Annotated in this window: 18 protein-coding genes and 1 tRNA gene; 5 read left to right on the top strand and 14 right to left on the bottom strand. The window is 70.8% G+C overall.

Translation table 11 applies throughout. The annotated features are described in order from the left end of the window. Positions 1-13: 13 nt before the first annotated feature. A complete protein-coding gene (locus ACZ48Z_RS12090) occupies positions 14-619 on the bottom strand; it encodes a TetR-like C-terminal domain-containing protein (protein ID WP_468735715.1) in 606 nt (201 codons plus the stop codon). Further along, on the bottom strand, positions 612-1,448 hold the full coding sequence (locus ACZ48Z_RS12085; protein ID WP_468735714.1) for an alpha/beta fold hydrolase: 837 nt from the start codon (positions 1,446-1,448) through the stop codon (positions 612-614). Before ACZ48Z_RS12085 ends, ACZ48Z_RS12090 begins: the two co-directional genes overlap by 8 nt. 109 nt (positions 1,449-1,557) lie before the next feature. On the opposite strand from ACZ48Z_RS12085, the gene ACZ48Z_RS12080 reads away from it, so the two are divergent. Next, a complete protein-coding gene (locus ACZ48Z_RS12080; protein ID WP_468735713.1) occupies positions 1,558-1,791 on the top strand; it encodes a hypothetical protein in 234 nt (77 codons plus the stop codon). A 124-nt stretch (positions 1,792-1,915) separates the two neighbouring features. Here the strand turns inward: ACZ48Z_RS12080 and ACZ48Z_RS12075 are convergent. The 3 genes from ACZ48Z_RS12075 to ACZ48Z_RS12065 form a co-directional block, all read right to left on the bottom strand. Further along, a tRNA-Gly gene (locus ACZ48Z_RS12075) sits at positions 1,916-1,977 on the bottom strand. A 216-nt stretch (positions 1,978-2,193) separates the two neighbouring features. Then, positions 2,194-2,397, bottom strand: coding sequence for a hypothetical protein (locus ACZ48Z_RS12070; protein WP_468735712.1), 204 nt, complete (start codon positions 2,395-2,397; stop codon positions 2,194-2,196). A gap of 73 nt (positions 2,398-2,470) precedes the next feature. Next, positions 2,471-3,385 (bottom strand): hypothetical protein, encoded by a 915-nt coding sequence (locus ACZ48Z_RS12065; protein ID WP_468735711.1) that lies wholly within the window; start codon positions 3,383-3,385, stop codon positions 2,471-2,473. A gap of 623 nt (positions 3,386-4,008) precedes the next feature. Between ACZ48Z_RS12065 and ACZ48Z_RS12060 the strand changes: the two genes are divergently transcribed. Together ACZ48Z_RS12060 and ACZ48Z_RS12055 are read left to right on the top strand one after the other, a co-directional pair. Next, positions 4,009-4,614, top strand: coding sequence for a TIGR03086 family metal-binding protein (locus ACZ48Z_RS12060; RefSeq protein ID WP_468735710.1), 606 nt, complete (start codon positions 4,009-4,011; stop codon positions 4,612-4,614). A 307-nt stretch (positions 4,615-4,921) separates the two neighbouring features. After that, positions 4,922-5,455 (top strand): DUF6000 family protein, encoded by a 534-nt coding sequence (locus tag ACZ48Z_RS12055; protein WP_468735994.1) that lies wholly within the window; start codon positions 4,922-4,924, stop codon positions 5,453-5,455. A 61-nt stretch (positions 5,456-5,516) separates the two neighbouring features. Here the strand turns inward: ACZ48Z_RS12055 and ACZ48Z_RS12050 are convergent, their stop codons facing one another. The 3 genes from ACZ48Z_RS12050 to ACZ48Z_RS12040 form a co-directional block, all read right to left on the bottom strand. Further along, positions 5,517-6,248 carry a dienelactone hydrolase family protein gene (locus ACZ48Z_RS12050; protein ID WP_468735709.1) on the bottom strand — a complete coding sequence of 244 codons (732 nt, stop codon included), beginning with the start codon at positions 6,246-6,248 and terminating at the stop codon, positions 5,517-5,519. Between the two features lie 138 nt (positions 6,249-6,386). Further along, complete coding sequence (locus ACZ48Z_RS12045; RefSeq protein WP_468735708.1) at positions 6,387-6,923, bottom strand: AAA family ATPase; 537 nt, start codon at positions 6,921-6,923, stop codon at positions 6,387-6,389. Positions 6,924-7,257: 334 nt separating this feature from the next. Further along, a complete protein-coding gene (locus ACZ48Z_RS12040; RefSeq protein ID WP_468735707.1) occupies positions 7,258-7,440 on the bottom strand; it encodes a hypothetical protein in 183 nt (60 codons plus the stop codon). 64 nt (positions 7,441-7,504) lie between these two features. Between ACZ48Z_RS12040 and ACZ48Z_RS12035 the strand changes: the two genes are divergently transcribed. Together ACZ48Z_RS12035 and ACZ48Z_RS12030 are read left to right on the top strand one after the other, a co-directional pair. Beyond that, on the top strand, positions 7,505-8,089 hold the full coding sequence (locus ACZ48Z_RS12035; RefSeq protein WP_468735706.1) for a dihydrofolate reductase family protein: 585 nt from the start codon (positions 7,505-7,507) through the stop codon (positions 8,087-8,089). 379 nt (positions 8,090-8,468) lie between these two features. Continuing rightward, the gene (locus ACZ48Z_RS12030; protein ID WP_468735705.1) at positions 8,469-8,837 is read left to right on the top strand and encodes a hypothetical protein; all 369 of its coding nucleotides are present in this window, start codon (positions 8,469-8,471) and stop codon (positions 8,835-8,837) included. On the opposite strand, the gene ACZ48Z_RS12025 is transcribed toward ACZ48Z_RS12030, so the two are convergent. The 6 genes from ACZ48Z_RS12025 to ACZ48Z_RS12000 are packed head-to-tail and all read right to left on the bottom strand — an operon-like array spanning position 8,816 to position 23,633. Then, a complete protein-coding gene (locus tag ACZ48Z_RS12025) occupies positions 8,816-11,428 on the bottom strand; it encodes a non-ribosomal peptide synthetase (protein ID WP_468735704.1) in 2,613 nt (870 codons plus the stop codon). The two genes, ACZ48Z_RS12030 and ACZ48Z_RS12025, sit on opposite strands and share 22 nt — an antisense overlap. A 38-nt stretch (positions 11,429-11,466) precedes the next feature. After that, positions 11,467-12,291: an SDR family oxidoreductase gene (locus tag ACZ48Z_RS12020; protein ID WP_468735703.1), complete on the bottom strand. Its 825-nt coding sequence runs from the start codon at positions 12,289-12,291 to the stop codon at positions 11,467-11,469. 30 nt (positions 12,292-12,321) lie between these two features. Continuing rightward, positions 12,322-13,032 (bottom strand): thioesterase II family protein, encoded by a 711-nt coding sequence (locus tag ACZ48Z_RS12015; RefSeq protein WP_468735702.1) that lies wholly within the window; start codon positions 13,030-13,032, stop codon positions 12,322-12,324. Positions 13,033-13,070: 38 nt separating this feature from the next. Then, complete coding sequence (locus ACZ48Z_RS12010; protein ID WP_468735701.1) at positions 13,071-13,283, bottom strand: MbtH family protein; 213 nt, start codon at positions 13,281-13,283, stop codon at positions 13,071-13,073. Positions 13,284-13,325: 42 nt separating this feature from the next. Beyond that, on the bottom strand, positions 13,326-17,345 hold the full coding sequence (locus ACZ48Z_RS12005; protein WP_468735700.1) for an amino acid adenylation domain-containing protein: 4,020 nt from the start codon (positions 17,343-17,345) through the stop codon (positions 13,326-13,328). Between the two features lie 42 nt (positions 17,346-17,387). After that, entirely contained in the window at positions 17,388-23,633 is a 6,246-nt protein-coding gene (locus ACZ48Z_RS12000) for an amino acid adenylation domain-containing protein (RefSeq protein WP_468735699.1), read from the bottom strand. Between the last annotated feature and the right edge of the window lie 6 nt (positions 23,634-23,639).

Raw genomic sequence — 23,639 nt, 5'->3', positions numbered from 1 at the left:
GCTGCGCGGCAGGTCAGAGGGTCCCGCCCGGCGCGGCGCTGTGGGTGCTGGTGGCCGTGGTCTCCCGCAGGCCGTGGTCGATGAAGTCGATCATCCAGGTGAAGCTGTCGTCGATGTCGGTGGCGAACCGGAACCCGCCGGCTGCTTCCAGGGACGCGTATCCGTGCAGGACCGTGCGAAGCATCCGCAGCGCGTGGATCTGCTGGTCGGGGTCGATCCGGTAGCCGTGCAGCATGGCCGCCCAGGAGTCGACCACCCGGTTGAGGGCGTCGATGAGGGGGTCGTCTGGTCCGGTCGGGCGGGCGGCGTTGGCTGCGGCGTATCGGCCGTGGTGGTCCTTGACGAACGTCCGCATCGCCTGTGCGCCGCGGACCAGGGCTTCGGTGCCGGACCGGCCCTGGATGGCGTCGCGGATGGCGTCGGCGCACTGGTTCATGGCCAGGATGGCGATCCGGTGGGCGAGGTCGGTCTGACCGGTGACGTGCTTGTACAGCGAGGGAGTCTTGACCCCGAGCCGTTCGGCGACCAGGCCCATGCCGAGCTGGTCGAACCCGACCTCGTCGACCAGGGCGGCGGCGGCTTCGGTGACCGTCGCGGCGGTGAGTCCGGCCCTAGGCACGGCGGGCCGCCTTGGCCAGGAACGGCAGGGCCAGCGCGAGGACCTGGTCGGGGGTCTGGGCGTGCGGGTAGTGGCCGGCGCCGTCGATCACGGCAAGCTCGCCGAGGCCGGCGGGCAGGTCGGCGATGATCTTCTCCCCTTCGGCGCGGGGGTCGGCCCAGTCGGGGTCCAGACTGCCTTCGACGATCAGGACCGGGCAGGTGACGTGGGCGAGCTGGGCACCGGCGTCGGTGGGCTTGGACTTGCACATGTCCTGCAGGGCCTTCATCCGGCCGGGCTCACTCAGCGTGGCCTCGATGCGGGCCAGTTCGCTGCTCCAGTCAGCGGGCTTGGCCGGGTAGGCCACGTCGAGATACTTCTTCCAGTCCGCCACGCGTCCCCGGACGATGACCTGCACCAACCGCATGTACCCGGTCCGGAAGCGCTTGACCCGGATCAGCCCGCCCAGGTCGACCGGCTGAGCACGGGTGAACGGAGCCAGCTCGATCACCGCGCTGATCACGTCGGGCGCGGTGGCGGCCGCGATGGTCGCGGCGCCGCCGCTGATCGACTGTCCGATGATCACGGCCGGGCCGCCGAGGTGACGCACGACGGCGACCAGGTCTCCGGCGATGTCGGTGCGGCTGTAACCGTCCCAGCCGAGGCTGGACTCGCCGCACCCGCGGATGTCTACGTTCGCGACCCGGTAACCGGCGGCCACCAGGCCGGGAACGAGGAAGCGGTAGGAGTGCCGACTGTCGCCGATACCGTGCGCCAGCACGACCAGGGGCCCCTCCCCGGTCACGTCGAAGGCGATGGTGTTCTTGCCGATTCTCAGGTGCTCGGTCATGTCGTCCTCCAACAAGATGGCTAATGTCGTTAGCTAAAGACTAGTCAGATTAGCTACGAGGGTCAACACCACACCCAGCCGAGCTCGATCAAGGTCCGATCCCAGAGCAATGGGCTGCGCACGGCGTTGTGCTGCTTTCCGCGAGAAGTACGGCCACGCGGGCTCCCTGCCCGGCTACCAGAGCCTGACCGTCCACCTGCCCGCCCAGAAGGCGACGATGGTGATCCTGCTCAACACCGACATCCCCTCGAACGCCGAGAATCCCAGCATCCTCCTCGGCCGGGCCGTCACCCAGGTGATCAGCCCCGCCAACGTCTACGGCGACGCGTCCGACCAGAACTGACACCCGCCCAGGCATTGAAGCCCGTGGAGATCACCGAGCTGTGACTCCCGGCACACGACAACTGATCACCACGGACAACAAAAGGGCCCAGGTCGCTGACCTGGGCCTTAACCATCGAGCGTGTGACGAGATTCGAACTCGCACCCTCAGCTTGGGAAGCTGGTGGTCCACGACCGGTGCGGCCCTGCCGGGGAGGCGGCTCACCCCCGTGTTGGCGAAGTAGTTGTCCGTGAGGTTGTCCGCCCACCTCTCACCCGGAGCGAGGCAGACGTAGCCCTTGTCGTACTGGTAGTCCTTCTCGGCGTAGAAGGCGACGACGTCCTTGCCTCCGATGAATCCGCTGTTCATCACAGAGGACGCCAGTATCTGGGCCAGCCCCTGGAACCCGCCGGCGTCATCGCCTCAGAAGCGGTCGTCTCCCTGGTCCTGGCCGAGGAACCCGCCGTCACAGCCGTAGTCCTGCCATGCCCGCACATAGCCGTCACGGCCCGGCCACTTGCTCCCGCAGACCCAGTCCCGTGTCCCCGCCGAGGCGGAGGTGGACGGTGTCATGAGGCCGAGGGATGCCAGGGCGACGACGAAGGCGGCTGTGCCTGTTCTGCGCATGACGTACTCCTTGATGTCCGCCTCGGAGCGAGGCTTGCGGTTCCCACGGGCTGGCCGTGGAGGTGAGAGGTGGTCAGACCCGAGGGCCGACGATCTTCTTGGCGTGGTCGAGAGCCTGGTGCTGCAACCGGGAGTAGGTGTCGAGGGCGTCGCCGTAGCGGTCGCGCAGCTGGGCGACGTAGTGGCGCTCGCGCTCCTCGCCGATGGCGCGAAGGTCGGTGGCTCGCGCACACCTCGCGTCGGCCACTGCGAGTTTCCGCTCGGACTCGAAGACCTTCGGCTCGGCCACCCGGTCCGAGCGCGCGATCGCCGCCTGGCGGGAGGCTCCCGGGTCCTTGTAGTCGTAGCCCGCCTTCTTCATGCAGTGCATGCAGTGCGACCATGCGTTCTGAGCGGCGGAGAACCGCCGGTCGGCCAGCACCTTGGGCACGTAGAGCGACCGGAGATGCCCGGAGGTCTTCTCCGCGCGGAACCATTCCCGGGGATCCCCATAGAGCTTCTTCTCGGACTCGGCCACACAGCCGCCCATTTGCTTGCTCACGGTCCCGCCACCAGGGATCTCGACGGAGATCACAGGCACGTCGAGCCCGCCGTCCAGCGCTGTGTCGTACGCCTGGCGTCGCCGCTCGGGGAGGGTTTTGCGGTAGGCGAGGTTGGGGTTGGCGGCGCGGGCGACGGCGTCCTCGGCATCGAGGCGACTGCCGTAGCCGTACTCGCGGGCCCAGCCGACGTCGTCCAGTACGTAGCCGAGTGTGCGGCTCTCCGCCAGGCTGAGCCGCTCGGCTTCCCAGAACTCGAAGCCCTCGCGTCTCATGCACGTGCCGATCAGCCGTTGCTGGGCATCCGAGATCCGCAGTTGTTCGGCATCGGTCAGGGGAGCGGCCTGGGCGGCGGGCAGAGCCACCGTGTGGCGCGTGCTGTCCGCGGTGTCGGCACAACCGGTCAGGACGGCCGATACCAGAAACAGCCCGATCACAGCCTTGAGCATGACGTCCTCTCGTGTGGGGGCGGGTTCTGCGGGGGCCGGGACTGGGGGACAGCGGTTGTCGTCCGGTGGCGAGAGTCGCGTTTCGGACCTGGCCGCCCCACGGTGGTCTGACATCGCGTGCGTCGGACTCCTACGGACGGCGTTGCGCCGAGAGGTTCAGCCTCAAGGCGTGGGGCATGTCCGCGCCGTTCCAGGGCGAGGCCGGCCAGGCGGGTGGGCAGGTTGCCGTCGCGAGCCGTCCGCGACTTGCAGAGCTGTCTCCAGAACGGCGGCTGTGGCTGCGCCGAAGCGCCCACGGGCACGCATTGAGCAAACCTCCCCTCGGACATGCCGTGACCAAGACGGTGCGCCTCCACCGTCGCTGCACGTCATAAGGATGTCCGCGGTCAGTAAGACGGACCAATGCCTTTCGGCGAGAGCCGAAACGGGCAGACTGGGAGCTCCTGTCGGTTGTTGGATGACTTCGGTGATGGCGTTGGCCGACGACAGAGCGGGGTGGTGGAAACCGTGGGAGACCTCAAGGAGTTGATGCCCTTGCTCGACAGGTCTCCGTCTCTGGCCGGACTCGTCGGTCGGCCAACAACACTCATCACCGTGAGGGCACCAAGAAAGGGGACTCTCCGATGAGCGATGACATCGTCTCCAGCGGCTGGGACGTCCTGGACGACTCCCACGAAGCACTGCGCACGGCGGCCCGCGCCGTCCCCGCCGACGGCTGGCACCGGCCGACGCCCTGCGCGGCCTGGACCGTCGCCCAGGTCTTCCAGCACGCCGTCGGCGACCAGATCGGCTACGCCGCCGCGCTGACCGGCGAACCCGGCCCCGGCTTCAACCCGTTCGAACCGTCTGGGGAGATGGAGGGGGTGGACCCGGTGACGTTCCTGGAGGACGCCCTGGCCCGCGCCGCGAAGGCGTGGGCGGGGGTCGACCGGGACGCCGTCGAGGTGCCCGTGCCCGTGCCGCCCCACACGATGTCCCCTTGGTCCGGCTCGGCGGCGTGCGGGCTGGACGCAGCGGTCCATGCCTGGGACATCGCCCTGGCGACGGGCCGGCCGCCCCCGCTCAGGCCCGAGCTGGCCCGCTCCCTCCTCACGGTCGCCAGGGAGATCGTCGAACCGCTGCGCGCATACGGCGCGTACGCCGCCGCGCTGGCCCCCGAGGAGGGCGACGACGACGTGGCGGTCCTTCTGCGTTATCTCGGCCGCGACCCCAACTGGAGCACTGCTTAACCCCGCCGCTCCGTACGAGGCGGCCGGCCAATCCTGGTACTCCTGCCGCGAGTGTGAGTGCCGCCAGGAGCACTCCGTCACGCGCTTGTCGCCGCACCGTGGGAAAGGGGGACGGCCTCTACAAGCCGTCCCCCTCTCCCCGTCCCTGGGCGCCTCCGGCGCTACGCGTACGGATCGAAGCCGATCCCGGACGGCTTGTCCGGAGCGATCCCGAGTTGCGGGAGCTGGTCCAGCGGTTCGTCACGCCCAGCCGGCGATACCTGAGGTTGGGCGGTGGCATCTTTCGGCTGAACCCGGCTGAACCCGGCTGAACCCGGCTGAGCGCTCCACGTTCGTACAGGACCTGGCTCAGGATGCCCACGCCATCACCCCGGCAGAACTCGGGATCCTCTTCGAAGGCGGATGGCGCGAGCGCAAGACCGCCGCGTGGTTGGTCGCCGTGGCCCACCGGACCGAGTTTCGTGAGCTGATAGGCCAGCTTTTGCCGGCCGGTGAAGGGCAGTACGCCGGCGCGGCGTACCGCGTCGCCCTCGGGAAGTTCGGCACCCCGGCAGATGCCGAACTGCTCAGCGCACACCTTGATCGCTACTTGGCGCGTCCCGACCTCGACTTCGGCCAGGCAGTCGTCCTGGGGACGCTCCTGTACCTCGATGAGATGCTCGGCTCCCAGCACGCGACGCGGTTCCTGGTCCCAGGCGGTCCCTGGGACCGATGGTTCGAGGCCCGAGCCGTCGCGGCACTCCACCCGCAGAACTGCCGAAGGGCCGTGCTGCAACTGTGTGCCGTCGTGGACGAGACCGCTGAGGTCTTCGCTTCGCTGGGCCACGAAAGTGCATGGTGACCGAGTGAGACAACACCGCGGCGCCGAGATGCCCCATGTGTCACGGGGGGAGAAGCTGGTATCAGGCGAGGTGCCGGGCGAAGAATCGGAGCGTGCTGTCCGTCTCGAAGGCCGGGACCTCGCCGTGCTTGCCAGGGTTGGCGTGCAGCGTCTTCTCGGCTGAGCCGAAGGCATCGAACAGTGCGAGACTCTGGGACCGTGGCACCCGCTCGTCGGCCGACTGCATGAGGAACTCCACGGGGACGTCGATCCGGGCGGCGGTCTCGGATGACACCTCGGCACCGGCCAGACCCAGCACCGCCGCCCGGATCCGGGGCTCGGCGGCGACAAGCGGGGCACCGATCACGCAGCCCAGGGACACACCCCAGTAGCCGACCGGGCCGATGCCGATGTGACCGAGTTCCTGGACCGCGTCGAGGACTGCCCGCCATTCCGGCACGATCTGGCGAACGACGAGGGCCTGGAAGTCGGCGATCAGGGGAGCCAGTCCCTCACCGGCGGTAAGCCGGACCTCGTACTCGGTCGCGATCCGGGTGAACTCCGCATGGTCCGGGCGGTCACCGTGGCTGGGCGCATCGACGGCCAGCACGGAGTAACCGCGCTCGGCCACGAAACGGCGCGCCCGCTTCACGATGTCAGGGGCCTTCTTGTGCTGACCGCCGCCGTGCCCCATGGCAATCAGGGGGCGGATGCCGTCGGCCTCGCGTGGAGTCCACAGCGAGCCCGGGATGTCGTCGAGGTGGAAGAGCTGTTCCAGGACGCCGTCGGATGACGTCTGAGAGGAGAGGCGCATGGCGTTTCGGGCCTTTCGAGGACGCGGCTGTGGGGCTGTCCAATGCGGCGGACAGCCCCATCAGGGCCGGCAGGCAGTCGAGTTGGGCCCCATCACCTTGGGCCGCCCCCACTGAATCACGGGATGTGCTCACCATCGTCAGGTGACCTCCGTCGGCCCCTGAACCGCGCCGACCACCCCATCCACCACCTCGGTCAGCGGCCTCGACGCATCGAGGATCGTCGCGCCGAAGCTTCCGTAGAGCGCGTGCATCCGCGGGTTCCATTGCAGTGCTGCCGCGAGTTCTTCAGGGTGTCGGCCGAACGTGTTCGTGGTGCGGGTCGCGAGCCGGTGGCGGAGGGTGGCCTCGTCGATGACCAGGCACACGACGAGGTCGAACAGATCAAGGACGTCGGCCTCGTTCTCCGCCGACCCGCACAAGAACGCGATGCGTCCACGAGACTCCGCGGCGAGCGTCTCGACGCGTTCGCGAACGATCAGCCAGCCGTACCGGTCGAGCCAGCCCTCGGGGACCGGATCCGGGGGACTCGTCACGGCTTCGCCGCCGGCTCGGTCGATCCAACGGCTGAAGCCGTCATTGTCGGCATCGAGCGCAAGGTGGCCACGCGCTCGCAACACCTCGCACACCGTGGACTTACCGGTTCCTGAATTGCCCGTCACCCACACCAACGTCACGCCACCAGCGTAGAGAGGGGCGGTGTCCGTGTCCCTCGTGACAGCTTGCGCGTCGCCTGTGACCGCCGGGGTTACGGGTTCTTTCTTCCTGTGGAGGGAAGGAGGGGTGAGGGAACGCGCCAGCAGGGCGTGTCGGTGGGCGATGCAGTAAGCGGAGTCAGGGTCTTTTCCGCGATTCTGATCGCTGGGGGTATATGCGTGCTCGTCGCGGGAACTGTCGCCGGCGATGCTGTGCCGAGCATCCTCGGAGTGATCGCCGCGGCGAGCGGAGCGGTTCTGCCGATCCTCGCTTTCCGGGCCCGTCGGAAAACGAGCTCGTGACACGGTGAGGGCATCATGGACGGCAGCGGGCCGTCCGCTGCTCCACGGCCCAGGTTCGCAGACGGGCTGCGGCCTCTTCCCGTGTCAGCGCCCCGCGTTCCAGGTGTAGATCCTGCAGGAAGCGAATGGCGGAAGCGATCACCGGGCCTGGCGGCACGGCAAGCAGCTCCATGATCGCCTTGCCGTCCAGGGCCACCGGACCGATGAATTCGAGTCTTCAGGGGGGTCCATCCAGCAGGAAAATCCAAAGGAGGTCCGCCATGGCCAAGGTCTATTCGCACATGACGATGTCGCTGGACGGCTACATCGCCGACCCCAAAGACGGAACCGGTGAGCTGTTCGGTTGGTACGACGCCGGCGATGTCACCGTGCCGAGTGCCGACGAGCACTGGTCGTTCCAGGTCGACGCGAACAGCGCGGAGATGCTGCGCGAGGTACTCGCCGGGGCCGGTGCGCTCGTCTGCGGCCGTCGGCTGTTTGACTTGACCAACGGCTGGAACGACAGCCACCCCATCGGCGCGCCAGTCGTCGTCGTGACCCACAACGCGCCCGAAGACGCCGCGAAGTGGCCGCGCACGACCTTTGTCGACGGCGTCGCGGAAGGCATCGCGCGCGCCAGGGACATCGCCGGTGACAAACACGTCAGCATCGCCAGCGCCGACATCGCAAGGCAGGCGCTTGACCTGGGGCTGGTGGACGAGGTCTGCATCAGTCTCGTACCGGTGCTGCTCGGCAGGGGAATCCCACACTTCGCCGGGCTGACCGGTGCACCGCACCGCTTCGACGACCCGGTCGTGATCCAGGGCAAGGGCGCGACGCACCTGCGCTACCGCGTGCGACGCTGAGACTCCAGACCTCACCCACCGACTGGCCTGGTCGATATGGCGAGGCCGCCAACAACACTGCGCGAAAACCAGCCACTACCAGCGACAATGGTGGCGAACACAAACATCACGACCTGCGGCTGGAGTACTGGTCAAGTCGACGAAGTAGTTCGATCCGAACGCGGAATTGCCGGCGAACAGGGTCGGCGGTCGGCCCCAAGCGGAGTTCCTACACCTGAAGGACCATGAATTCGATGCGGTCATAAGTGTCCGCAGCCTCGGGCGGAACACTGCACTTACGGTTCGACAGCGCACCCTCCAGGGATGTGATGAACTCGACCAGACGGTACGGTTCGCGACGCGGAATGCGGAATGCGGAATGCGGGAGAGAGGGAACGGCGTGGGTGTTTTCGTCCGGGTCAGAGGCTGGCTGGAGTGTGATGACCAGCAGCTCGCCCTGGTCAAGGAGATAGTCCTGGCGGACGATGCGGACCATACGTACAGCGGTGGCTGGGCCTTTCCCCCCAGGCAGTACAACTTTGTCAACTGGGTCTTCTACGGGGCCGACATGCGCGCCCAGTCCGTCGACTGGTTTCGTGACCGACTGCGGAGCGTGGCCCGGATTCCGGCCTCGGATGATGACAACGACCGGATCACCGGCCTGTTTCTGGTCAGCCATGAAGTCGACGGCATGAGCGAGTGGCAGGTCCGCGACGGCACGGTGCTGATCCGGGCCGCGAGCCAGGATTATCGATTTCTCGACGAATAGGCCCCATCGAGGTGGGCGACGGTTCCTCGGACCGTGGGGTTGCGGTACAGCTCGCGCAGTCGGACGGACGGCAGGCCGCGGGCGCGCAGGGCGGCAGCGATGCGAACGGCGAACAGGGAGTTGCCGCCCAGCTCGAAGAAGTCGTCGTCCAGGCCGACCGGGACACCCAGCACCTCGCTCCAGATGTCCCGGAGTTCGTCGGTGAACTCGTCGCCGGTGGTGACCTGTTCGGTGTCCCGGGCGGGAGGCGCCGGTGCGGGGAGTCGTGCCGTGTCGAGCTTGCCGTTGGATGTCCGAGGAAGGGTGTCCAGGGCGGTGACCGTGGCGGGGACCATGTAGTCGGGCAGGAGGGCGGCGGCTCGGTTGCGGACGGCGGCGGGAGCGCCGCCGGAGGACAGGGTCACATAGGCGTCGATCCTGGCGGTGGCGGCGTCGGCCGGGTCGTCGCGGCGGACCGTGACGGCGGCTGTGCGCACGTCCGGGTTCTCCAGCAGGACTGCCCGGATCTCGTCCAGTTCGATCCGGAAGCCGCGGATCTTGACCTGGCTGTCGATGCGTCCGAGGTGTTCGAGGCGGCCGTCCGGGCGGAGGCGTCCGAGGTCGCCGCTGCGGTACATGGTGGCGCCGGTGACGGGATCGGAAACGAAACGCTGTGCCGTGAGGTCCTGTCGGCCGAGGTAGCCGAGTGCGACTCCGGCGCCGCCGACGCAGATCTCGCCAGCGATGCCGGGCGGCAGCAGTCGTCCGGCCGGGTCGGTGACGTACAAGTGCCAGCCGGGCAGGGCGCGTCCGACGGAGCGGGTGGCGGCGAGGGCTAGTTTCCTGGTGAGTGTCTGCTGGGTGACGTGGACGGTGGTCTCCGTGATGCCGAACATGTTCACGACCCGGCAGGCTGATTCCGGGTGCCGGTCGAACCAGGGAAGCAGCATGCGCGTGTCGAGCGGCTCTCCGCCGAACACGACGAGACGGACCCCGATCGGCGTGTGGTCGACATCCAGCAACTGCGCGAAGGCGGACGGGGTCTGGCTCAGCACGGTGACTTGTTCCGCGACGAGCAGGTCGCGGAAGCGTTCGGGTTCCCGGGAGACGAAGTACGGCACCACCACCAGGCGTCCGCCGGTGAGCAGGCAGCCCCAGATCTCCCAGACGGAGAAGTCGAAGGCGCTGGAGTGGAACCAGGTCCACACGTCGTCGTCACCGAAGCCGTGCTCCTCACGGGTCGCGTCGATGAGGGCCGTGACGTTGCGGTGCGGTACTACTACGCCCTTGGGTCGGCCCGTGGAGCCCGAGGTGTAGATGACGTAGGCCGGGTCGTCCGGGGCGGCGGTCGGAAGCGTCGACTCGGCCGGTGCATGGAGGAGTTCGTCCGGCGTGACGCATGCGCAGCCCGGTATCTCCGACAGGTGTGTGACCATCACAACCAGCCCCGCGTCCCGCACCGTGTGGGCGATCCGGTCCGCCGGGTAGGAGGGATCGATCGGCACATAGGTCGCTCCCGCCTTGAGCACGGCGAGCAGGGTGACGACGAGGTCGGCCGTCCGCTCCAGACATACGCCCACCCGGTTGCCCGCGGCCACTCCACGTGCCCGCAGACCGAGTGCCAACTGGCTGGCCCGCGCATCTAGTTCGCAGTAGGTCAGGCGGACGCCGGAGTCGGTCACGGCAACGCGGTCGGGCGCCGCTGCCGCGACCCGCGCGAACACCTCGGTCACGCTCGCGGGTCCGCCGGCCAGGGGGTTCGGCGGACGGCCGAGCGCCACCAGGCGGGTGGTCTCCGCCTCGTCGAGCAGCTCGACGTCCTCGATCGGAGTCTCCGGGTGGTGCACGACCTGCCGGTGTACGTGCACGAGGTGCCGTACGAACTGTGCGGCGATCTCGGCGGAGACGTGACTGCCCAGGTGGTCGCAGCGCAGCCGCAGCCCGCCGGAGTCCCGGTGGACCGAGACGGTGAGGGGAAACGCGGGGGCGAGACAGGGCACGTACTCGGTCTCCGCCACGCTGCCGGCAGGGGGATCCGAGTTGTCGAAGAGGAGGCCCGCGAGCACGGGTCCCGTGGCTGTGACGGGCCTCGACCGGCCGAGTGTGGCGGCCGGTTCGACGGTGAGGCCGCCCCGGTCGGTGCCGATGACCGGTGGGGTGTCCGGGTCGTAGCGGCGCAGGGTGACGGCGAGGGCGACGAGCCAGCTCGCCTCGTCACCGATGTGCTCCAGCGGGAGGACGAAGGCTCCGCCCAACCCGTCTCCGCCCAGTCCCCAGGAGGGCGGGGGCGCCTGGGGGACCGTCACGAAGACCGGGGCGGTCTCCTGCGGCCCTGTGGACTCCCCGGCCGTCAGTCGGTCGAGGGCCGTGCGGCCCAGAGGTCCCCGAGGTGCGACGGCGATCAGGTCGGACAGGCCGTCGGAGTAGCGCAACAGGACCTGGCGCGGCCCGCCTGCGGTTCGGGCGAGTTCGACGGCCCGTCGGCGTGCGGCGAGAGGGGCCGTCGCAGGCGCGGGGACGTCCTCGACCCACAGTCCCGGCCGGGCGGCCGTACCCGGGGTCCGTACGCGTAGGGCGTGGCAGTGGGCCGCGGGGAGGAGCGGTCCTGACATCGGGGGGTTCCTTGTCGTTCGGGGGACGCGCTGGGTGTTCAGCGGATGCTGAATCCGCCGTCCACGGTCAGGACCGAGCCGGTGATCTGCCGGGAGTCGTCGGAGGCGAGGAAAACGACCGCGGCGGCGACGTCGTCGGGTTCGATCAGTGCGTTCATCGGCTGGGCCTCGACGAACGTCTTCTCGTGTTCGTCCACCGGCACGTCCAGCGCGCGTGCGATCTCGGCGAGCATGCGCCCCTCGGCCTGAGGGTCGTCGCGCACCGACCCGGGGCAGACCGCGTTCACCCGCACCTTGGTCGGCGCGTAGTCGAGTGCGGCGGCCTTGGTCAGCCCGACGACGGCGTGCTTGGCGGCGACGTAGCCGGCGAAGTGCCGGTAGCCCACGATGCCCGCGGTGGAGGCGACGTTGACGATGCTGCCGGCCCGCCGGGCGCTCATCGCCTTGCCGACCTCTCGGATCACCCGCCAGGCGCCGGAGAGATCGACGTCGATCATCAGGGACCACTCCTCCTCGTCGATCTCGTGCACCGGTTTGCCCGAGGGTGCGGCGATACCCGCGTTGTTCACGGCGACGTCGATCCGTCCGAACCGGTCCTCGGCGAGGGTCACCGCCTCCCGTACGGCTCGTAGGTCACGGATGTCCGTCGGGGCTGTGAGAGCGGCGGCGCCGGCCTCCCGGCACAGCGTGGCCGTGTGTTCCAACTGGCCTGGTGTGCCCAGCGGATACGGCACTCCGGGCAGGTCGGCGCAGATGTCCAGCAGCATGAGGTCGGCGCCCTCGGCGGCGCAGGCGAGGGCGATCGCCCGGCCGAGTCCGCGGGCGGCGCCGGTGACGAGGACCGTCTTGCCGTCCAGACGCATGGGGGAACTCCTCAAAGGGTCGGAAAGGGGTCAGACCAGCTTCGTGACGATCACGCGCACCAACTCGGCTGCGGCCTCGGTCAGATACATGTGACCGCCGGGGACCTCGACATGGTCGAAGTCGCGGCCGGACACCTTGCTCCAGGACGCGGCGGCGTCGAGGCTGACCAGGTCGTCCTCCTCACCCCGGACGACCATGACGGGCACGTCCAGGGGAAGCCGGGTGCTGCGCACGTAGTTCTCGTGCATCTCGACGTCCGCGCGCAGGGTGGGCAGGAGCAGCTCGCGCATCTCCGGGTCGTCGAGCGCGGGATGGCTGTAGCCCGCGAACTCGGCGACCCGGGCGAGGAAGTCCTCGTCGGACAGTCCGGTGGCCCGTCGGGCACGGTCGTGGTCGGGTTCCGGTGCTCCGCTGACGAACAGGTGGGTCACCTCGAACCCGGGCTCGGCGACCAGCCGGTGGGCGAGTTCGTAGGCGAGCACGGCGCCGAGACTGTGCCCGAAGAGGGCCACCCTGCTGCCGCTCTCGCCGAGCCTTTCCCGCAGTTGGGCGAGCAGTCCGTCGACGGCCCGGTGGACGTCCCGATACGGTTCCTCATCGATCTGCCGTTCTCGGCCCGGCAGTTGCAGCGCCACGATCTCCACCGTGTCCCCGGCCAGGGCGGTCCAGGGACGGAAGAACGAAGCGCCCGCTCCGGCGTACGGAAGGCACACCAGCTTGGTCGTGTCCTGCGTGGTCATGGTGCGGAGATCTCCTTGTGCGTGAGGGGCGCGGGCAGTCACTCGCCCATGGCCTCGATCAGGCTCTTGGGGCGCATGTCGGTCCAGTGCTCGTTGATGTGGTCCAGGCAGGACCGGCGGCTCGCGGGGCCATGGGCGAGGGTCCAGCCGGCCGGGACCTCGGCGAAGGCGGGCCACAGGGAGTGCTGGCCCTCGTCGTTCACCAGGGCCAGGTGCTCGATGCTGTCGTCGTCGAAGGGGTTGGTGGTCATCGGAACTTCCTCCAGGGGTCGGGCGGCCGGGAACCAGCCGGATCACTTCGCGAGATGGCTGTCCAGTACCGGGCCTATGGCGTCCAGCGACGCCGGCCTGGTCATCTCCCCGTGCGCGCACGGGATGTCGTGGTTGACGACACGGCCTCGGACGTACGGCTGCCACGCGCCGTACTGGCCGGGGACCGCGTCCGGATCCCGGGCGGCGGTGAAGACCAGCAGGTCGCCGCGGTAGGACGAGGGGGTGAACTCGCCCAGCAGACGTCGGTTGTTCGCCGTCACGTCGACCAGGGCAGCCAGTTCGGCATCGCTCAGACTGCCGGCCATGTCGGGCACGCCACGGACCAGTTCGGCCCACCGGGCGTCCGTCAGCGGCTGGGCCTCGGGCCCGGGGACCGGGCGGCCCAGGATGGCGAGGAGGCTGCGCAGCAGCGCCGGGCGGTCGGCCGGGGGTGGGCCCTGCCGGATCCAGCTGCCGGGAAAGGCGTCGAGCAGCGCGAGGAGGGCGACTTCCTCCCCGGCCGCCTGGAGGCCGACGGCCACCTCGTACGCGACGAGCCCGCCCATGGAGTAGCCGAGCAGCTGGTACGGGCCGTGCGGCTGGGTCTCGCGGATGAGTGCGGTGTGCTCGGCGACCGCCGCGGCCAGGGTGGCGACCGGCCGGCGGCCCGGGATCAGACCGTGGGACTGGAGACCGTAGAGCGGGCGGCCGGGGGCGAGGTGCCGGGCCAGACCGGCGAAACCCCAGGACAGACCGGAGGCCGGCGGCAGGCAGAACAGGGGCTCGCGGTGCCCTCGGGGCCGAAGCGGCAGCAGCGGGCCGAGGGGAGCGGCGTTGTCGACGTCTCCGTCCGCTCGGCGGGCCAGCGCGGCCACCGTCGGTGTGTCGAAGAGGACCTGCAGCGGTACTTCCAGTCCGAGCACGGCGCGGATACGGGAGGTCAGGCGTGGGGCCAGCAGGGAGTGGCCGCCGAGGTCGAAGAAGCCGTCGTGGACGCCGACCCGAGTCGGGTCGAGTCCGAGCACCTCGGCAAAGACTCCGCGCAGCGTCTCCTCGCGCGGGGTGCGCGGGGTGCACGTGGCGGTCCGGGACCTGTCGGGGGCGGGCAGCGCCTTGCGGTCCAGCTTGCCGCTGGCGGTGTGGGGGAGCGCGTCGAGCGTGACGAACGACGACGGGATCATGTGGGCGGGCAGGGCGCGAGCGAGGTGCTCGCGGAGGTCGTCGGCGGGCGGGGCGGCGACCCCGGGCCCGGCGGCTCCGGCGGCTTTGGAGGGCTCGGTCGCGGGCCCGGTCGGCGGTGCCGAGGGCACCGCCGACGTACCCACCCCACGGCCTGATGTTCCGGCCGGGACTACGTAGGCGACCAACTGCTTCTCACCGTCGTCATCCTGACGAACTGTCACCGCGGACTTGGCGACGGCCGGATGCGCGGTCAGTACGGCCTCGATCTCGCCCAGTTCGACACGGAAGCCGCGGAGTTTGACCTGCTGGTCTGCCCGGCCGAGGAAACGCAGCATCCCGTCGGGTCCGCGTACCGCCAGGTCGCCCGTCCGGTACAGGCGTTCCCCCGGTTCGCCGAAGGGGTCGGCCACGAACCGCTCGGCTGTCAGACCGGGTCGGCCGAGGTAGCCGCGGGCAGGGCCGCCGCCTGCCACGTACACCTCGCCGACGGCCCCGTCGGGCACGTGACGCAGACCGTGGTCGAGGAGATGGACGTGATTGCGGGCGAGCGGGCGGCCGATGGGCGGCCCGCTGCTGTCGTGCGGAGCACCGACGACGGGGTCGACGTCGGACTGCCACGCGGTGGCGTAGACGGTCGCCTCGGTGGGGCCGTAGAAATTGACGAGCCGTGCGCCGGGGAAGGCGGCCTCGATGTCGGCGCGCAGCCGGGCCGGGATCGGTTCGCCGCCGAGCGCCACGGTGTGCGGTACGACGGCGGGCTGTTCGGCCAGGAGAGCGGCCATGACCGTGGGGACGCCGCTGATCAGCCCGGCGTCCCGGGGCACGCCGTCAGTGAGGGCGAGGAGGCTCTCGACGATCTCCAGGCGGCCCCCGCACAGCAGCGGCGAGAAGATCTCGAACACCGAGACGTCGAAATTGAGCGAGGTCGAGAACAGCACCCTGGCCAGCCGCTCGGAACCGAACGCGGTGTGCGTCCACTCGACGAACTCGACGGCGTTGCGATGCGTGGCCAGGACCCCCTTGGGGCGGCCGGTCGAGCCGGAGGTGTAGGTGATGTAGGCGAGGCTGTCGGGTGTCGGTGCACTCGCGGAGTCGAGGTCGGTCAACGCACGCGCACAGCCCGCACTGTGATGATTTGTCAGTTCCTGGTCGACGTCGAGCGTCGGTGTGCCCTCGGGCAGCGCCCGGACCGACTCGGCACCGGTGAGGACGACGACCGGGCGGGCGTCGGCGACGATGTACGCCAGCCGGTCGGCCGGATAGGCGGGGTCGAGCGGCAGATACGCGGCACCGGACTTGAGGACGGCGAGTACCGCCACGACCAGCTCAGCCGTACGGGGCAGCGCGATGCCGACGACACGCTCAGGGCCTGCACCGAGCGCCCTGAGCCGGTGGGCCAACTGCGTTGCCCGGGCGTCCAGTTCGCCGTACGTGAGACAGCGGCTGCCGTGGAGCAGGGCATCGGCTTCCGGGGTGGCCGCGACCTGGGCGGCCCAGAGCTCGGGAAGCGTGCGGCCCGCGGGAGGCGGCAACGGGCCGCGGTGCGGGAGTTCGTCGGGGGCCAGGAGTTCCAGCCGCCCCTGGGGGAGGTCCGGATCGGCGGCCATGGCCTCCAGGATCCGCACCAGACTGGCGAGCGTCCTGTCGGCCCAGTCGGTGGTGAACAGCCCGCTGCGGTAGGCGAGTCGGAACCGGGGGCGGGTGCCGGGAAGGGCTACCAGGGTCACGGGGTAGTGGGTGGAGTCGCGGCCGCTCGAACCGACGAGCCGGAGCTCGCCGTCGCGCTCGGTGCCGTCACCCGTGGCGGTCGGGTCCACCGGGTAGTTCTCGAAGACGACGAGGGTGTCGAAGAGTTCCGGGACACCGGCCGCCCGCTGGATGTCGGCCAGCCCGAGGTGATGGTGGTCCAGGAGGTGGGCGTAGCCGTCCTGGACCTCGTGGAGCAGGCGGCTCACGAGGGTGGCGGGGCGCAGCCGGACCCGGGTCGGGACGGTGTTGATGAACAGGCCGACCATGGACTCGACGCCCGGCAGTTCGGCCGGGCGGCCGGAGACGGTGGTGCCGAAGACGACGTCGTCGCGTCCGGTCAGCCGGCCCAGGAGGACCGCCCAGGCGGACTGGACGAAGGTGTTCAGCGTGACGCCGAGGCTGCGGGCGCGCGCGTGGAGCGCGGCGGCGGTCTCGGCCGACAGTTCGGCTCGGGCCTGTGCCGACTCGCCCGCGCCCGGATCAGCGCCCGGTGCCAGCCGGGTCGGCTCCGTCACGCCGGTCAGCCTGTCCCGCCAGGCGGCTTCGGCTGCGCGGCGGTCCCTTCGGTCCAGCCAGCGAAGGAAGTCGCGGTACGGCGGCACGGGTGCGAGGGCGGCCGCGCTGTCCCCGGTGGCGTACAGGGCGAGCAGTTCCCGCAGGAGCACCGAGACCGACCAGCCGTCGAGCAGGATGTGGTGGTGGGTGACGAGCAGCCGGTGGTGCCGCTCCGAGGTGCGGACCAGGGTGCACCGCAGCAGGGGAGGGGTCGCCGGGTCGAAGCCGCGCTCCCGGTCCCGGTCCAGCAACTCCGTCCAGGCCTTCTCGGTGTCGACGCCCGGCGCGGTCAGGTCGGCTTCCGTCCACGGCAGTGTCGCCCGGTGCGGGACGACCTGGACGGGCTGGCCGCCACGGCGCCGCCGGAAGGCCGCCCGCAGGTTCGGGTGCCGCTCCAGCAAGGTCTGTGCGGCGGCTCGGAGACGGCCGGCGTCCACCGGCCCGTCGAGTTCGAACACCAACTGCACGATGTACACGTCGGGGGCGTCCCGTTCGTGCTCGTACAGGGCGTGGAAGAGCAGGCCCTCCTGGAGCGGGGTGAGGGGGAGTACGTCGGCCGGCATGGGCTGTGTCATGTCGTCATCTCGTCTCACGGTCTCGTCCAACTCGTCCCTCGTTCAGGAGTCCAGGCCCGCGGCGAGCTCGGCCAGTTCGTCCCGGGACATGCCGGCCACCGTCATGTCCGCGGCCGACGGTCCGGCCGTGCCACCGGCACGGGAGACGAGCGAGGTGAGTGCGGTGAACCAGGACTCGGCCAGCGCGCGCACCTCCGGCTCGGCCAGGACACCGTCGGGCCAGGACCAGTGGGCCAGCAGCTGAGGCCCCGTGCCGGTGTCGCGGACGACCGCGCCGAGTTCCAGGACGTGGGCGGCGGCGAGGGCGGAGTCGGCGCCGGTGCCGAGGGCCGCCGACTCCGGGGCGAAGGCCCAGGGTGTGGTGCCGGTGGGGTCGGGGGTGGTGAACCGGCCGAGGTAGTTGAAGCCGATCGCCGGGGCGGGCGACTTGGCGAGCTCGGCTGCGGTGTCCGGGTTGAGGTGGCGCAGGAGGCCGTATCCCAGGCCGCGGTCGGGCAGTTCGCGCAGGTGCTCCGCGACCCGGGCGACGGCGAGGTCGGCGGCGGGCCCGGCGGTCAGCGCGTCGGTCACGTCGACGCCCGCCAGGTCGAGGTGGACGGGGTACAGCGAGGTGAACCAGCCCACGGTCCGGGAGAGCGCCAGCCCGGGTGCCAGTTCCTCCCGGCCATGGCCCTCGACGTCGAGTACGACGTGCGGAGAGCCGTAGCGGTCGGCGACCGCCAGCGCGAGGCCGGTCAGCAGGATGTCCTGGACACCGGTACGGAAGCCGGTCGGGACCGTGGTGAGCAGCGGGCCCGTGGTCTCGGTCGGCAGCGTCAGCCGCAGCGAACGCGTCGTGGCGGTGGTGTCCCGGTCGGCGTCCAGCGGGCGCGAGCCCAGCGGCAGGGGCCGGGCAGCCGCGACGCGCTGCCACAGTTCGGCCTCGGCAACCCGCGACGGCGCACTCGCCTCCTCCTCGAGTACGGCGGCCCAGCGCCGGAACGAGGTGCCCACGGGGGGAAGTTCGGCACGCCCCCCGGCCGTGAGGGTCTCCCAGGCAGCCTGGAGGTCCGGTACGAGGATGCGCCAGGACACACCGTCCACGGCCAGGTGGTGGACGAACAGCAGCAGCCGGCCTGGACGGTCCGGGCCGGCGTCGAACCACACGGCACGCACCATCACGCCGGCCACCGGATCGAGGAGCCCCAGGACCCGTTCGAACTCCTCGGCCACGGCGCCGTGGAGGTCGGCCGTGCCGGAGACGTCCCGCCGGTCGAGCAGGTCGGTGGCGCGGACCGTGCCGATCGCGGCGACTTCCAGGCTCGGCAGGCTCTGCGCCTGCGGACCGATGACGAGCCTGGACCGCAGCATGTCGTGGTGGTCGAGCAGGGCTTGGAGGGCGTCGGCCAGGCCGTCCGCACCGGCCTGGGCGGGCACCGTCAGCAGGACGGACTGGCTGAACCGGTCGATCGGGCCGCCGCGTTCGAGCAGCCACCGCATCACCGGGGTGAGCGGCACCGGACCTACCGCGTCGTCCGTGCCGCCCGCGGTGGCGACGGGGCCACGGGCCACCGCGGCCAGCTCCCGCACGGTCTGGTGCTTGAACACGTCCCGGGCAGTGATCACGACCCCGGCCTCGGCCGCCCGGCTGACCAGGCGGATCGAGGAGATGCTGTCGCCACCTAGAGCGAAGAAGTCCTCGTCGAGGGGGACGTGCGACAGGTTGAGCAGTTCACCGAAGAGCGTGGCGAGGATGCGCTCGGCCGGGGACGCCGGTTCCTGCGCCGCGGGCACGGGCAGGGCTTCGGGCTCCGCGCGCTCGGGCTCCCGTGAGGGCCGCCGTGCGCCGTCGCTCCCGAGGTCCACGCCCTCGATCCGCGCCCCGGGATCGGCGGCGACGGCGCTCAGGAAGCGCACCAACGCCCGGGCCAGCCGCTCGACCGTGGCCGCGTCGAACAGGTCGGTGCTGTACTCGGCGATGCCCTCGATGCCCACCGGTGCGCCCGCGGCGTCGCGGTGCTCTTTCAGGTACAGGGACAGGTCGAAGCGGGCGGCCCCGGTCTCGACGGTCTCGACGCCCACCTCCAGTCCGGGCAGGGAGGGTGCGGGCTGCGCACTGTGTCCGGTGAACGCCAGCACGACCTGGAACAGCGGATGCCGGGCGAGGCTGCGCTTCGGCGTGAGGGCGTCCACGAGCACGTCGAACGGCACGTCCTGGTGGGCGTAGGCGGCGAGGTCGAACTCCCGCACCCGGTGCAGCAGTTCCCGGAAGGTGGGGTTGCCCGAGGTGTCCGTGCGCAGGGTCAGGCTGTTGACGAAGAAGCCGACCAGGTCGTCCAGCCTGGCATCGGACCGCCCGGCGACCGGGGTGCCGAGGACGACGTCCGGGCCCGAGCCGAACCGGGTCAACAGCGCTGCGAAACCGGCCTGGAGGACCATGAAGAGGGTGACCCTGGATTCGGCGGCGAGGGAGGCGAGCCGCGCGTGCAGGTCGGCGTCGATCGTGAGGCCGGCTCGGTCGCCGTCGCCGCTGGGCTCGGCGGGCCTCGGCCGGTCGGCCGGCAGGGGCAGTTCTTCCGGCGCGCCTGCCAACGCGGCACGCCAGAAGGCGATGTGACGGCTCATCGGGCTGCCGGGCTCACCCGCGGACCCCAGCAGCTCGCGCTGCCACAGCGCGAAGTCGGCGTACTGGACGGGCAGTTGGGCCTGCTGCGGGAGATCGCCGGCGGTGCGTGCCGCGTACGCGGCGGTCAGGTCGCGCATCAGCGGTGCCATGGACCAACCGTCGACGGCGATGTGGTGGGCGAGCAGCAGCAGGACGTGGGTGTCGGCGCCGAGCGCGTACAGGGTGGTCCGCAGCGGGGTTTCGGCCGACAGGTCGAAGCGGTGGCGTGCGGCGGCAGTGAGCAGCGCGGGGAGTTCGGCTTCGGTGGTGGGCACGATGTCGAGGTCCGGGCGGCCTGCCTGCGGGGCGAGGATCCGCTGGTACGGGGTGCCCTGGAAGTCGGGATGGAGGGTGCGCAGCGGTTCGTGGCGTTCGACGAGATCGGCCAGGGCGGCCCGCAGCGCCTCCCGGTCGAGTGGGCCGGTCAGACGCAGGGCCCAGGGGACGGTGTAGGTGGTGCCGCCCCCGTCGAGGCGGCTCATGAACCACAGGCGCTGCTGGGCGTACGACAGCGGGATCGGCGCGTGGCCGCGTTCGCACGGGGCGAGTTCGGGCCGTCGTACGCCGTCGGTCTCGCGCAGCCGTTCGGCCAGCCCGGCGGGTGTCGGCGCCTCGAACACCGACCGGACGGGCAACGCCGTACCGAGAGAGGCCCGGATGCGGTCGGCGAGACGCATGGCGAGCAGGGAGTCGCCACCGAGGTCGAAGAAGGCGTCGTCGGCTCCCACCCGGTGCGGCGGCACGTCGAGCACATCGGCGAAAAGGCCGCACAGGATCTCCTCCTGCGGGGTGCGCGGGGCACGGCTCCCGCTGCTCTGCGCCGACGGGGCCGGCAGGGCCGCCTGGTCCAGCTTGCCGTTGGGGGTCAGCGGCAGCCGGTCCAGCCGTACGACCGCGGCCGGGACCATGTGCTCGGGGAGGGTGCGTGCCGCGTGGCGGCGCAGCTCGTCGGCGTCGACGGCCGCCGCGACGACGTACGCGACGAGCCGCCCGTCACGGACGAGGACGACCGCCCGGGACACGTCCGGGTGACCGGTGAGCGCGGTCTCGACCTCGCCGGGTTCGATGCGGAAGCCGCGGAGCTTGACCTGGTCGTCGGCCCGGCCCACGTACTCCAGCCCACCGTCCGCCGTCCGTCGCGCCAGGTCGCCCGTGCGGTACATGCGGGCGCCGGGTGCGCCGAACGGATCGGCGACGAACCGCCCGGCCGTCAGATCCTGCCGTCCCAGGTACCCGCGCGCCAGACCGTCTCCGGCGACGTACAACTCGCCGGTCGTGCCCGGCGGTACGAGTCGCAGCCTCGCGTCCAGGACGTACGTGCGAAGGTCGGGGATCGCGTGCCCGATCCTGCCCCTGCCCTCGCTCGCCATGTCCTCGCTCAGCGGCAGAGCGGTGACATGGACCGTCGTCTCGGTGATCCCGTACATGTTGACCAGGACGGGCGCGTCCTGGGGATGCCGGGCGTACCACTCGGCGACCCGCGCCATGTCCAGTGCCTCCCCGCCGAAGACCACGTAGCGCAGGGCGAGTTGGTCTCCGGTGTCCGGCAGGGCGGCGTCCGCGCGCAGGAGTTCGCCGAAGGCCGACGGTGTCTGGTTGAGCACCGTGACCTGTTCGCGCACGAGGAGACGCCGGAACTCCTCCGGGTCACGGCTCACCGCGAACGGGACGACCACGAGCGTGCCGCCGTGCAGCAGCGCTCCCCACAGTTCCCAGACCGAGAAGTCGAAGGCGTAGGAGTGGAAGAGGGTCCACACGTCGTCCGGGCCGAAGTCGAACCACTGGCGGGTGGAGGTGAAGAGCCGTACGACGTTGCGGTGCGGTACGGCGACGCCCTTGGGGCGGCCGGTGGAGCCGGAGGTGTAGATCACGTACGCGGTGTTGGCGGGGTCCGGGAGCGGCGACCGCGGTGGGGTCGAAGGGTGGTCCAGCGACTCGGCGACCGTGACGACGGGGGTCTCGCTCCCCGTTGGCGCCGTCGCGTCCGCCGAGACCAGCAGTACCGGATCCGCGTCGGCCAGCATGTGGGCCAGCCGCTCGGCTGGATACTCGGGGTCCATCGGCACATAGGCGGCACCGGTCTTGAGGACCGCGAGGACGGCCACCACCAGGTCCGGTGTGCGGGGCAGTGCCAGCGCGACCAGGCGCTCCGGGCCGGCACCGCGGTCGGCGAGCAGGTGGGCGAGGCGGTTGGACCGCTCGTCGAGTTCCGCGTAGGTGAGGCGGGTGCCGTCGTGCACCACGGCTGTCGCGTCCGGGGTGCGGGCGGCCTGGCGGGCGAACAGTTCGGGCAGGGTGCTGTCGGGCGGCGCTGTGCCGGTGTTCGTCTGCTTCAGCAGCTGTTCCCGTTCGCCGGGCAGCAGCGCCTCGATCTCACCGACAGGTCGTGCGGGGTCGGAGGCCAGGGCCGTCAGGACGGTGGCGAGGCGGTCCAGCAGGGTGCGGGCGCCGGTTTCGTCGTACAGGCCGGGCCGGTAGGACAGGCGCAGGGCCAGTCGGCGGCCGGGCAGTGCGGCGAGGGTCAGCGGGTAGTGGGTGGCGTCGCGGCCGGCGAGCTGGGTGACCTGGGACGTGTCCGCGGCGGCGGGGTGGTTCTCGAAGGCCAGCAGGGTGTCGAAGAGGTCGCCCGCTCCGGTGGCCTGCCGGATGTCGGCGAGACCGAGGTACTGGTGCGGGAGCAGGGCCGCCTGCCGGCCCTGAAGGCCGGTGAGGAACTCGGCGACGGTGTCCCCCTCGTTCCAGCGGACGTGCAGGGGAACGGTGTTGATGCAGAAGCCGACCAGCGACGTCACGTTCGGCAGTTCCGGCGGCCGGACCGTGACGGTCTGGCCGAACACGGCGTCGCTGCGGCCGGTCAGCCGACCCAGCAGGACGCCCCAGGCGCCCTGCACAAGGGTGTTGAGGGTGACGGCGAGCGAGCGCGCCGCCGCTTCGGCGAGGCGGGTGGCGCTCTCGGGCAGTTCCACGATGAGTTCGTGCGGAAGTACGGGCGAGGTGGGTGCCCCGGCGGCGAGCAGTGTGGGCGTCGTCGCCTCGGAGAGGGCGTTCCGCCAGGCCGCTTCGGCGGCGGTACGGTCCTGCCGGGCCAGCCAGGCCAGGTAGTCGCGGTACGGCGGCGCGGGCGGAAGCGCGGCCGGGTGCTCGCCCGCGTGGAGGGCGCCGAACTCACGGAAGAGCAGGTGCTTGGACCAGCCGTCCAACAGGATGTGGTGGTTGGTGATCACCAGCCGGTAGCGGTCGGAAGCCCACCGGACGAGCAGATGGCGCAGAAGCGGCGGCCGGGCCAGGTCGAAGCGGCGGCCCCGCTCCTCGTCGAGCAGCCGCCGCCAGGCCGTTTCCCGGTTGTCCTCGTCGAATGCGGACAAGTCGGCCTCGGCCCAGGGGAGTTCGACGTCCGAAGGCACGATCTGGATCGGCGCCCCGGTGTCGCGGCGGCGGAAGCAGGCGCGCAGGTTCGGGTGCCGGTCGAGCAGGGCCTGCCCGGCGGCTCGTACGGCGGCCGGGTCGACCTGGCCGGTCAGCTCCAGCACCTGCTGGGCGGCGTAGACGTCGGGGCCGTGGCCGTCGTCGTACTGGGTGTGGAAGAGCAGCCCCTCCTGCAAGGGCGACAGGGGCAGGACGTCGGAGATTCCGGACCGAGTCACCGTGGG

It is taken from the genome of Streptomyces sp. NPDC031225 (assembly GCF_055570355.1).
The sequence above is the reverse complement of the archived record's forward strand: the minus strand, read 5'-3'. Positions and strand labels throughout refer to the sequence as shown.